General features: G+C 54.9%; 13 protein-coding genes. 4 read left to right on the top strand and 9 right to left on the bottom strand.

Going from position 1 to position 11864, the window contains the following annotated elements:
• The first annotated feature begins 87 nt into the window (after positions 1-87).
• Positions 88-402 (top strand): hypothetical protein, encoded by a 315-nt coding sequence (locus GJA01_RS07650; protein ID WP_061930628.1) that lies wholly within the window; start codon positions 88-90, stop codon positions 400-402.
• Here the strand turns inward: GJA01_RS07650 and GJA01_RS07655 are convergent.
• Positions 378-1712: a bifunctional folylpolyglutamate synthase/dihydrofolate synthase gene (locus GJA01_RS07655; protein WP_082785229.1), complete on the bottom strand. Its 1335-nt coding sequence runs from the start codon at positions 1710-1712 to the stop codon at positions 378-380. The genes GJA01_RS07650 and GJA01_RS07655 overlap by 25 nt on opposite strands.
• Entirely contained in the window at positions 1712-2581 is an 870-nt protein-coding gene (gene accD / locus GJA01_RS07660) for an acetyl-CoA carboxylase, carboxyltransferase subunit beta (protein WP_061930632.1), read from the bottom strand. Before accD ends, GJA01_RS07655 begins: the two co-directional genes overlap by 1 nt.
• A 277-nt stretch (positions 2582-2858) precedes the next feature.
• On the opposite strand from accD, the gene GJA01_RS07665 reads away from it, so the two are divergent.
• Positions 2859-3425, top strand: a complete 567-nt coding sequence (locus GJA01_RS07665) for an HdeD family acid-resistance protein (RefSeq protein ID WP_062502912.1) — start codon at positions 2859-2861, stop codon at positions 3423-3425.
• Between the two features lie 71 nt (positions 3426-3496).
• On the opposite strand, the gene trpA is transcribed toward GJA01_RS07665, so the two are convergent.
• Entirely contained in the window at positions 3497-4309 is an 813-nt protein-coding gene (trpA, locus tag GJA01_RS07670; protein ID WP_062502914.1) for a tryptophan synthase subunit alpha, read from the bottom strand.
• The gene (gene trpB / locus GJA01_RS07675) at positions 4306-5532 is read right to left on the bottom strand and encodes a tryptophan synthase subunit beta (RefSeq protein WP_062015758.1); all 1227 of its coding nucleotides are present in this window, start codon (positions 5530-5532) and stop codon (positions 4306-4308) included. The genes trpA and trpB overlap by 4 nt, the downstream gene beginning before the upstream one ends.
• Before the next feature lie 178 nt (positions 5533-5710).
• Between trpB and GJA01_RS07680 the strand changes: the two genes are divergently transcribed.
• Positions 5711-6760 (top strand): magnesium transporter CorA family protein, encoded by a 1050-nt coding sequence (locus GJA01_RS07680; protein WP_010503741.1) that lies wholly within the window; start codon positions 5711-5713, stop codon positions 6758-6760.
• Here the strand turns inward: GJA01_RS07680 and GJA01_RS07685 are convergent.
• From GJA01_RS07685 to alr, 5 genes are all read right to left on the bottom strand, one after another.
• Positions 6757-7197 carry a DUF934 domain-containing protein gene (locus GJA01_RS07685; protein WP_061930641.1) on the bottom strand — a complete coding sequence of 147 codons (441 nt, stop codon included), beginning with the start codon at positions 7195-7197 and terminating at the stop codon, positions 6757-6759. The genes GJA01_RS07680 and GJA01_RS07685 overlap by 4 nt on opposite strands.
• Positions 7184-8857, bottom strand: a complete 1674-nt coding sequence (locus tag GJA01_RS07690) for a nitrite/sulfite reductase (RefSeq protein WP_062502916.1) — start codon at positions 8855-8857, stop codon at positions 7184-7186. Before GJA01_RS07690 ends, GJA01_RS07685 begins: the two co-directional genes overlap by 14 nt.
• Positions 8854-9171, bottom strand: a complete 318-nt coding sequence (locus tag GJA01_RS07695; protein ID WP_026017592.1) for a DUF2849 domain-containing protein — start codon at positions 9169-9171, stop codon at positions 8854-8856. The genes GJA01_RS07690 and GJA01_RS07695 overlap by 4 nt, the downstream gene beginning before the upstream one ends.
• A gap of 237 nt (positions 9172-9408) precedes the next feature.
• Positions 9409-9855 (bottom strand): RrF2 family transcriptional regulator, encoded by a 447-nt coding sequence (locus GJA01_RS07700; RefSeq protein WP_062502918.1) that lies wholly within the window; start codon positions 9853-9855, stop codon positions 9409-9411.
• A 124-nt stretch (positions 9856-9979) separates the two neighbouring features.
• Positions 9980-11104 (bottom strand): alanine racemase, encoded by a 1125-nt coding sequence (gene alr, locus GJA01_RS07705; protein ID WP_062502920.1) that lies wholly within the window; start codon positions 11102-11104, stop codon positions 9980-9982.
• A gap of 111 nt (positions 11105-11215) precedes the next feature.
• On the opposite strand from alr, the gene GJA01_RS07710 reads away from it, so the two are divergent.
• A complete protein-coding gene (locus GJA01_RS07710) occupies positions 11216-11680 on the top strand; it encodes an Lrp/AsnC family transcriptional regulator (protein ID WP_062502922.1) in 465 nt (154 codons plus the stop codon).
• Positions 11681-11864: the final 184 nt, after the last annotated feature.

Consider the following 11864-nt stretch of genomic DNA (forward strand, 5'->3'; position numbering starts at 1 on the left):
GAAGCAGAGACCGAATGTGCAGCCATCTTCCTCATCAGACGTTCCCACTCAGAATCGGAAAACCGTACCTGAACAGGAAACCGCACCATGCTATCGCTGACAGAGTTCCGCAGTAGCCTTCAAACCCAGACACCTCCTTCTAACCTCTCCCTCTCCCAAACCGCCCTCTGGTGGATTGGGAAAAAGAACTGGGCAGAAGCCCACCGTCTGGTGCAGTCAGCAGAAGGCACACGTGAATGCGACCGCATCCACGCCCTTCTTCATCGTCAGGAAGGCGATCTCGCCAATGCCCGCTACTGGTATGCTCGAGCAGACGCCAGAATGCCTGATCAGACCATCATTCAGGAGTGGGAAGACTTGGTCCGCCGAGCCTTCCCTCAGACCGGGACCCAGCCATCCTGAGCAAGAGCCACACCTGCAAGATAAAGACTGCCACAGATCAGCACACGTGCAGGCACAGAGTTCTGCGCTGCAAGACGATCCAGAGCTTCAATAATCGTGGGACCAGCAATCGCCACGCCACCTGACGCGGCAATCAGTTCCTCGACCGGTGTTGCAAGATGCTGCTCCTCTTCAGCCACAACCTGAAGACTGGCAGCCCGTCCAATCAACGGCTGAAGAAAGCCACTGACATCCTTGCTCTGCTTAACGCCTGCAATGACATGAACAGGCCTGTCGCTCCATCCATCCATCACAGCACCAAGCACTTCTCCAGCACCAGGGTTATGCCCACCATCCAGATAGAGCTCCCAGCGGGCCGGAAGCCTTTCTGCAAGGGCTCCATGTAATCTCTGAAGCCTTGCAGGCCAGTCCGTTCTGGCAATACCGCCATACGCACTGACAGGAATATCCAGTCCGGATACTCTCAACGCCGCAATTGCAAGAGCCGAATTCGTTCCCTGATGCGGCCCCTTCAGACCCGGTGACGGCAGATCCAAAGCTCCTTGTGGATCAGAATAGTGAAGGCCATCGGCCTCTATGCCTACCTGAACCTCACGCCCCAGAACCCACATTGGCGCGCCAAGTGCCTCAGCCCGCAATCGAATCGACTCCAGTGCTTCGGGAGCCTGAGGCGCAACAACCACCGGTACACCAGGCTTGATAATTCCGGCCTTTTCGCCAGCAATTATATCCAGCGTCTCTCCAAGAAAAGCCTGATGATCCACACTGATGGTTGTAATGGCACAGGCCACGGGCTTCGGAACCACATTCGTGGCATCCAGCCGTCCGCCCAGACCAACCTCCAGAATTACAAGATCTGCAGGAACCCGCGAGAAAAGAAGAAAACCCGCTGCCGTCAGAACCTCGAAAACTGTGATCGGCGCCCCATCATTGATGCGCTCAACCTCTTCAAAAGCCTCAACCAGCGTATCTTCATCCACCAGCTTACCCGCCAGACGGAATCGCTCGGTAATGCTAACAAGGTGCGGGCTGGTCATCACATGCGCCCGAAGCCCGGCAGCCTCGGCAATGGCCCGCAGATTGGCGCAGGTGCTCCCTTTGCCATTCGTTCCCGCCACATGGATCACCGGCGGCAAATACCGCTCCGGATTTCCCATCTTGGCCAGAAGAATTTCAAGCCGCCCAAGGGAGAGGTCAATCAGCTTCGGATAGAGCTGATGCAAACGGGCAAGAACTTCACCCGGTCGCCCCTGATACTCGCCAGGAAGACGCACAGGTGCCCCCATGTCCCCCTCCTTCTGGGCGTTCATCAGGCCGCGACGTCCGGCGCTGCCTTCTGGCGCGTCAGCATCCCGAGAATACGCCCCAGAAGCTCCGGCAACTCAGAACGCTTGGCCACAATATCCACCATGCCATGTTCGCGAAGATATTCGGAACGCTGGAAACCTTCCGGCAGCTTTTCCCGAACCGTATCCTGAATCACACGCGGCCCAGCGAAAGCAATCAGCGCATTCGGCTCGGCAATGTGAATATCACCCAGCATCGCAAAGGAGGCGGACACACCACCCGTCGTCGGATTCGTAAAGACCACAACATACGGCAATCCGGCTTCCTGAAGCATCTGAACGCCAATAGTCGTTCGCGGCATCTGCATGAGGCTGACCGCCCCTTCCTGCATCCGCGCACCACCCGAAGCCGTATAAATTACGAGGGGCGCTTTCTGCAGAACAGCCAGACGGCACGCTGCCACGAAAGCCTCTCCCAGTCCGGCACCCATCGTCCCCAGCAGGAATTCAGGCGCCATTACAGCCACAACAGCCTTCTGTCCCTGAATACGGCCGTGAGCAACAACCAGCCCCTCATCAAGATGGGACTTGTTCCGCGCGTCCTTCAGACGGTCCGCATACCGCTTGGAATCCTTGAACCCCAGCGGGTCAACCGGCATCTTCGGAAGCTCGATCGTGGTGTATTCACCATCATCAAACGTCCAGGCCAGACGCTCCTTTGCCGTCGCCCGCATGTGATGCCCACAATGTGGACAAACCTTCTGGGACCGCTCCATCTCCTTGACGAGCATCATCTGCCCACAGGATTCGCAATTCGTCCAAAGATTATCCGGCACGTCCCGCTGAAGCAGGCCACGCAGCTTGGGTCGAACGTAATCGGTCAGCCAGCTCATGTCTTCTCGTTACTCTCTGCCTGCCTTCGGGACGAAGGCCAGAATGGGGGGAAGGCCCTGTTTCAGACCATCAATATCCGGCGCGTTTTAACGCCACCAGCATATTTATGCCAGCCTCACCAACCAGAACTCTCCCAGACACCCAAAAACATGGCATCTTTACCCATACGCCGGTTACAGCTCTGATGACTGGAAACCATCCCTGCCTTACAGTCATTTTATCGGGCAAGGTCGGCATACAAAAAGACATTTGCAATGCCAGCCATGGAGAAATCTCATGTCCAACAGCTTTAATACCCTGCAATTCCCTAACAACAGATCAGGCTTGAAACCAGGCTGGTTCATCGGTGTCGGCGCCGTCCTTGTCGTCCTGGGCCTGCTCGCCGCCTTTGATGCCGTCGCCACGACCCTTGCCAGCATGGTTCTCCTCGGCGTCCTGCTCATTATCGGTGGCGTCGCCCAGGTCGTGCAGAGCTTCGCTCACAGAGGTCTTCCGCTCCCCAATCAATGGCTTTCAGGTCTCGTTGGCGGCCTCTATATCCTGGGCGGCCTCCTGCTGATTGAAGAACCCGCAACAGGCTCAGTCTTCATCACAGCCATCCTCGCAGGCTGCCTGATCTTCGCGGGAATCAGCCGCGCTTTCTGGGCAGCAGGTCATCGGACAGCCGGAGGTTGGAGCCTTCTCGCTGTCAGCGGGATCTTCACCCTCCTGATCGGAATTCTGCTCTACATGACGCTGCCATGGTCTGGCCTCTGGCTGATCGGCACCCTGATCGCCATCGAACTGCTCATGGCCGGAATTTCCGCAATCCTGTTCGGTATATCCCTGCGTAACAGAGCCTGACCACAACAAAAAAAGCGCACCGGAATAATTCCCGATGCGCTCCCCAATCCTGCAAATCCAAAAACCGGAATTCAGGCCCGAACCGCCGCAGACAATGCCATCAGTTGCTCAAGAACAGCCGGAAGCGTCTTGTCCGTCGCCTTCCCCTCAGACAGCGTCCCCGCCATCGTCTTGATCAGAGCAGATGCGACAACAGCCGCATCTCCGATCCGGGATGCCGTCCAAGCCTGCTCAGGCGTCGAAATCCCAAACCCGATAGCAACCGGCAGATCCGTTGCTTCCCGAATCTTCGGAAGAGCCTCTTCAAGCTGCGCTTGGCTGGCACTACCCGTTCCCGTAATCCCCGTGATGCTCACATAATACACGAAGCCAGACGCATCTTTCAGCACATGGAACAAACGCGTCCGAGACGTCGTCGGCGCCACAAGCGAGATGATATCCAAGCCCGCTTCCCGCGCATGGGAGTCCAGAAGATCCGCTTCTTCCGTCGGCATATCCACGACAATGATGCCGTCTACACCCGCCTGAACCGCATCAAAGCAGAATTCCGCCGGTCCATAGCTATCAATCGGGTTCAGATATCCCATCAAAATGATTGGCGTCTCGGCATCGGTCTCACGAAAAGACCGCACCATTTCCAGCACACCGCCCAACGTCGCGCCAGCCTTCAGCCCCCGCAGCGCCGCCGCCTGAATCGTCGGACCGTCCGCTGAAGGATCAGAGAACGGCACCCCAATCTCAATCAGATCCGCCCCCGCAGCCGGCATTGCCTTCAATAGTTCCAGCGAGGTCTCATAATCCGGATCAAACGCCTGAAGATACGGAATCAGAGCACCCCGTCCCTCCTTCTTGAGGGCTTCAAAACGGGCTTTGATACGGCTCACAGGTTCACTCCCAGATGGCTCGCCACAGTGAAGATATCCTTGTCTCCACGGCCAGAGACGTTCAGCACGATGATCTTGTCCTTCGGCATCTCCGGCGCAATCTTCATCACATGCGCCAGTCCATGCGCGCATTCCAGCGCCGGGATAATACCTTCCGTCCGCGTCAGAAGCTGGAACGCATCCAGCGCTTCCTGATCCGTCACACCAACATACTCGGCACGGCCAATATCATTCAGCCAGGAATGCTCCGGCCCAATCCCCGGATAATCCAGCCCCGCACTGATCGAATGCGCCTCTTCGATCTGGCCATGCTTGTCCTGAAGCAGATACGTCCGGTTGCCATGCAACACACCCGAACGCCCACGGGAAATGGACGCCGCCGTCTTGCCGGAATCCAGTCCCAGCCCAGCAGCCTCAACACCAATCAGACGCACATCCTCATCATCAAGGAAGGGATGGAAAATCCCCATCGCATTGGAGCCTCCACCAATGGCCGCAACAATCACATCCGGCAGACGCCCCTCAGCCCGGACAATCTGTTCCTTCACTTCCGTACCAATAATGGACTGGAAATCACGAACCATCTCAGGATACGGATGCGGCCCCGCAACCGTGCCCACCAGAAAATATGTATCGGCCACATTCGCAACCCAGTCGCGCATGGCTTCATTCATGGCATCCTTGAGCGTCCCCGCCCCAGCCGTTACCGGCTTTACCTCAGCCCCAAGCAAATGCATGCGGAAGACGTTGGGCTTCTGACGCTCAACATCCGTCGCGCCCATGTAAATAACGCATTTCAGCCCGAAGAGCGCACAGACCGTCGCCGTCGCCACACCATGCTGGCCAGCACCCGTCTCAGCCACAATCCGCGTCTTGCCCATCCGCCGCGCGAGCAGGATCTGGCCCATGACGTTGTTGAGCTTGTGAGAGCCCGTGTGGTTCAGCTCCTCACGCTTGAGATAAACCTTCGCACCACCCAGCTCTTCCGTCAGGCGCTTCGCAAACCACAATGGGCTCGGACGGCCAACATAGTCCCGGTAATAATAGTCCAACTCCTCACGAAACGCCGGGTCAGCCTGAGCAGCGCGATATGCTTCCTCCAGTTCAAGAACCAGAGGCATCAGCGTTTCCGCCACAAAGCGTCCACCGAAGACGCCAAAACGGCCGCGCTCGTCCGGTCCGGAGCGCAAGGAATTAGGCAGGGAAGAAGATGGGGTCGTCATACCGGGCTCTGTTCCGCTTAAAAGGCTGACCAGCGATACCAAGGCAACGCAGGAACGTCCATCCACACATCTGTCAGGAAAAACGTAGCTTACCGAATCCCGACGTCCCTCTTGCATGGAACGTCACCGCACGACATGACTCAGACCTTCCTGTTTCCCGACCAAGGACTCCTGCCTGATGCTTCTCGCCCGGCCCGCCGGCACACCGGCCCGCGAGATCGGCCCAGACGTCGATATCAACACCACCAACTGGATTGACCTCATCAATCCAACCCACGACGAAATCACAAAAGCCGAGACACTCCTTGGGGTCCACATTCCCAAGCAGGAAGAACTGGAAGAGATCGAAAGCTCCTCCCGCCACTATGAACGGGACAACTGCCTCTATCTATCAACCCCGCTTGTCCGCCGCGCTGATGATATCTCATTTTCCAAACCCGTCGGCTTCATCCTGACGGAAAAGAGAATCATCACAGTCCGCTACACAGACTATTTCGCCTTCGACCTTGTCGGAAGAAAACTGGCGGAATATCCGGCTGGAAAAATTTCCCCCTCATCAACGGAACTGCTAGTCGAATTGATAGAGGAAATCATCAATCGCCTCGCAGATATTCTTGAGGGCCTTGGCCGAACCCTGGACACCATCTCCCGTCGTGTCTTCAACGCCGAACAACCCAGAGACCGCGCCCGCGTCGGCGCCATGCTCCGCGAAACACTGCGCCGCCTCGGCTATGCCGGAGATCTGGCATCAACAGTCCGCGACAGCCTTCTCGGCATCGACCGGGTCCGCATCTATCTGGAAGACTACATCAGCCAGAGCCTGCAAAAGGTAAAGGATCAGGGAACTTCTCCCCTGCCCACCAGAGACACAGCAGGCAAATCCCCAACCCCGGCTGACACATTCAAATCCCGCCTCAAAGTCGCAGGACGCGACATCGCCTCTCTCAGCGACTTCGACGCCCAGATCGTCAGCAAGGTTCAGTTCCTGCTGGATGCAACACTGGGCTTCATTAGCATAGAACAGAACGACGGGATGAAAGTCCTCACCGTCGCCAGCTCGATCGGAATCATGCCAACCCTGATCGCCGGAATCTACGGCATGAACTTCAAGGATATGCCAGAACTGACTTGGAAATACGGCTATCCTTACGGACTAACCTTGATGGTTCTGTCCACAATCCTGCCGCTCTTCTGGTTCTGGCGCCGAGGCTGGTTCGGGACTCGTTAAGTCCCTTCCTCAACTCTCAAACCAGCCCCAACCGGCCGCGAAGGCAGAACAGACCGCTGATAGGCCACCGGGAATCGGCTCAACTGACGCTCCCAAAGCGCTGGGTCGCTGCCGTCCGGCAGCACAACACTATCCACCCCACAGCGCTTCAGAAAAGCAGCCTGATCCGGCAGAACATGCCCCTCAGCCCGGATTTCTCCGGAAAACCGTAAATATTCCCGCAATTCTCGTGCCTGCGTGAAAACACGCCCATCCCGAAAAATCGGAAATCGCAGAACAACAAGTTCAAGCCGGTTCAAATAAGGCTTCAGCGCCGCTGGATCATCCGCAATATCCAGCAAAACCGCCCGCACATCCGTGTTCTCGGCAAGCTCCGGCAACGTCACCAGAGACTCATGAACCTTCGCAATCCGCTCACCCAGTTCAAACAGTCTCATAAGCCGCCTCCTTGAACGGAGCATCCCCAAGCCGATCCAGCGTATCGAGGAACGTCTCCCCCTTCTCCCTCATCCCGAGATACCGGTCAACAAGCCGCGCAATTGCATCAACCGTATCATCTTCCGGTAAAGCCGGACCAAGAATCGTACCAATCGAGGCCCCGTTCTCTGCCCTGCCACCCAGCGTAATCTGGAAGAATTCCTCACCGCGCTTGTCCACCCCAAGCAGGCCAATATGTCCCGCATGATGATGCCCACACGCATTGATGCAGCCAGAAATATTGATCCGAAGCGCCCCGATCTCCGCCTGAAGCGACGCATCCCCAAACCGTGCACCCAACTTCTGCGCAATCGGGATCGACCGCGCATTCGCAAGCGCACAATAATCCAGACCAGGGCAAGCCACGATGTCCCCAATCAGCCCAATATTGGCAGACGCCAGATCAACCTCTTTCAGGCTGGTCCACAGATCATACAAACGATCCTGCCGCACATGCCCCAGAACAATGTTCTGAAGATGCGTGATTCTCAGTTCCCCAAAGGAATACTCATCAGCCAGATCCGCCAGACGATCCATCTGCGCAGACGTCGCATCTCCTGGAATCCCACCCGCAGGCTTGAGTGAAACAACAGCAATGATGTGCCCTGCATCACGATGCGGATGCGTATTGCTCCGAACCCACAAATCAAACTCCGGGTTTTCGCGCCGTTTGTTCGCCAACTCCTGAGCAGGATTGCCTGGCGCAGACAGTGTAGGAACTGCGAAACGGGCCTGGATGGCATCCACCATGTCTGGTGTCAGGCGGTAATGCTCCAGGTCCATCTGAGCCAGTTCAGCCTCAACAGCCTCCCGGTAAGCGTCGATACCCAAAGCCTGAACAAGAATCTTGATGCGGGCTTTGTAGATGTTATCCCGCCGCCCATGAGCATTATAGACTCGAACAATCGCCTCAAGCGTCGCCAGCAAACGCTCTTCAGGCACGGCATCAAAGATTTCCTGCCCGATAATCGGCGTCCGCCCCAAACCACCGCCCACGAATATCCGGAACACCGTGCGCCCATCATCCCCCGGACGCGCCAGAATGCCGATATCATGAAAGCGTGCCGCCACCCGATCATTCGGGCTACCAGAGATGGCAATCTTGAACTTGCGCGGGAGGAACGTGAATTCCGGATGCAGCGTTGACCACTGCCTCAGGATTTCAGCATGAATTCGCGGATCAACAAGCTCATCCGCCGCTGCACCAGCAAACTCATCGGATGTCACGTTCCGAATGCAGTTTCCGCTGGTCTGAATAGCATGCATGTCCACTCGCGCCAGATCGCGCAAAATGTCAGGTGTTTCCTCCAGCTTGATCCAGTTGAACTGAATGTTCTGGCGGGTCGTAAAATGCCCGTAATCCCGATCATAGCGACGGGCAATATACGCAAACATCCGCATCTGCTTGCTATCGATCGTGCCGTAAGGAATGGCAATACGCAGCATGTAAGCATGAAGCTGAAGATACAGCCCATTCATCAGCCGAAGTGGCTTGAACTCATCTTCAGTCAGGGTGCCGTCAATACGACGAGCGACCTGCTCTGAAAATTCAGCAATTCGCGCATCAAGAAAGTCACGGTCAATCTGATCGTACTGATAATGGCCGACAGGAACACTCACTGCACGGTCTCCACTGCAAATTCAGGATGTACCGTCGGGCCATACGCACGAATACGCTCACGAACGGTTACAGGTTCGGGCGGCTCAACATCCTTAACCGCCACTTCATACACACCAACGACACCATCAGCCTGAGCACGGGCCTGCGCCAACTCCAAAACAGGAGCAACCTGTTCGGCATCAAGCTTCTCGGCAACGCCAATATGCGGCCGCCACTGGCCAAGCCGATCCCGCCAGACAATCACTCCATCCAGAAGACGATTGGCCGTCAGCACGAGTTTCTCATCGGTACCAACACGTACTGCTCGCTTCATGATGCCCTCGACTGAAACAGAACTGACGTAAGGTGAGCCTCAAACCAAAGTTCAGGCGTATGTCTCGCCGGTCTTTTCATCATAAAAAAGACCATATCAGAGAAACACAAAAACAGACTGCCCTTACAGAGCGGACGATAATTCACCATAACATTTAAAATAATGATCCATTATGGTGAATTATCCAAGCTTTATCGCTGTATCTTGGTGATATTTTTTTATAACTATTTTATTTTGTTATATAGAAAACGAGATCGGAGCGCGACTTGGCCGCTGCATTCCCGCCTCTTCTGCCTGACGCAGCAACCCTTCAAGCGTCACAGCTTCCATTTTTTTGGCCAGTTCCGCGTTCATCATAGACCAAAACGGCTCCAGAACTTTCTCTACAAGAGGATTCGCCGCCTCTCCTTCGGTGCCCCGTTCTTCAGTTACGGCCTGAACTATTTCATGAAGAGTAATCGTCTGCGGCGGCCGGCCGAGCCGATACCCTCCCTTGGGACCACGGACACTATCCAGGAGCTTCTCGCGCGAAAGAGCCTGAAGAACAGGCTCGATTCCACGCCGCAGCATATTGCCCCGCTTGGCAATGTCTGCACCACTCACCACACCGGAACGTCCCGCATGAAAAGCAACATCCAGCATAATTGAAACTGCTGTCAGGGCGCGATCACGGCGGAGATACATGAATTTTCCGAATTCAACGTAACAGAAAGAGCACTTGCAAAACTCGCGATGCTCATTCGTGTATTTGGGTGTTTCAGAATGTTCTGTCAATCATTCGAATTCAAGAAAGCCATACACCAGCGCCTTAGTCGATATATTCACGATAATACCGACCACCGAGAGACGTCAGAACTTCATAGCCAATAGTCCCAGCAGAGGCCGCAACATCATCTACGCTCCTTCGAGCCCCGATGAGATCAACATGCATATCCACCTGAAGCAGAGCCTCAGGCACAGCCGAAACATCAAGCGCTAAAGAATCCATCGAAACACGCCCAACAATCGGCAGTCTGATATCCCCAAACCAGGCACACCCCGCCCCCCCATTCTGGCGAGAAAATCCATCCGCATATCCGACAGCGACAGTCGCAATACGACAAGGACCCTGTGGCCGATACGTCAAACCATACCCAACGCCGTCTCCCGGACCCACATGCCTGAGTTGAAGCACCCGAGCCTGAAGCCGAACAGCCTGCCTCAAAGGATTGGCTTCATCAGCATTAGGAGCAATTCCGTAAAGCGCCGCCCCAGGACGAACCAGCCCCATATGATACGCAGCCCCAAGAAAAATCCCGGATGACGCTGAAAGACTCAGAGGTGCCGCGGGAAGATAAGCTGCCATCTCCAGCAATTTCTGCCGCTGCATCTCATTGGCAGGATTTTTAGGATCATCCGCACAAGCAAGATGACTCATGATGAGGTTTGTCTGAATACCTTTCAGGCGCTCAGGATCATCTGCCAGAACCTGTACATCCTGCCACGACAAACCAAACCGAGACATCCCGCTATCGACCTGAAGCACCGCATCAAGCACTTCCTGTTGGCGGATAGTTTCTTTTTTCCAAAGCTCAACCTGTTCCAAAGTATTCAGAACAGGGCGTAAATTAAAATAAACACACTCAGATGCCGCATCAGGACGCGGGCCGTGCAAGACCGTAATACGCGCGCTTTCAGAAACAATCTTACGAAGTGCAATTCCTTCGTCCACATGAGCAACGAAAAATTCGCGAGCCCCAACTTTTTCAAGAGCAGGCGCAACTTTGTCGGCCCCAAGTCCATAAGCATCAGCTTTAACAACAGCCGCGCATACAGCTTCACCTGCCTTACGGCATAGAAAGCGATAGTTGTGGGCAACAGCCGCCAGATCAACTGTCAGCGTAGCGCCAGCACGGGATGCGGGCCACAAATGCGGGCCTGATAAGATCGTCATAGATTTATCCTACCCATAACGTAATGAAACTTCCTGCATATCTTCAGCATATTCTTCAGGAAAAAAACCTATATATGCATCGTATGCGCAGAAAAGACGGAAAATTGTGACATGATCTTCGACCGCACCACAGAATCGATTCTTCGTCTACTCCAACATGACGGACGCATGAGTAATGCTGATCTAGCTGAACGAGTGGGTCTTTCCCCATCAGCCTGCCTGCGGCGTGTTAAAATGCTGGAGGAAAAAGGGATCATCCGAGGATACCACGCCGTAATCGATGATCGCTCCGTTCACAATCTAACGACCGTCATCGTGCAAATCACCCTGGAACGCCTGACGGACGAATCCCTGCGTCGCTTTGAAGCCCGGATCAGAGAATGTGCCGATATCCGTGAATGCTATCTCATGACAGGAGAAGCAGATTACCTCCTCCATGTCGCCGCACGCGATCTGGCAGATTATGAGCGAATCCACAAAGAAGAACTATCCAGACTCCCTGGCGTAGTGCGAATTCAAAGCAACTTTGCCATCAGACCCGTTGTGCAAAAATGGAACGGCAATCTCCCGTCATAAAAAACAGCCTCACCAAAAATGCACATGTCCAAAATTTAAACGAATTGCGTTTGCGAACCACTCTCAATTGAACTATATTGACTTACCGCATCCCTTCTGGAACCACGGGCAGCTAATGATCGTTTGTTCATGTAACGCTCTGTCACATAAAGATATTGAATCTGCGATTGATGCTGGAGCTTCT

The sequence above is a fragment of the Gluconobacter japonicus genome, from assembly GCF_002723975.1.
GTDB classification, from domain to species: Bacteria; Pseudomonadota; Alphaproteobacteria; order Acetobacterales; family Acetobacteraceae; genus Gluconobacter; species Gluconobacter japonicus.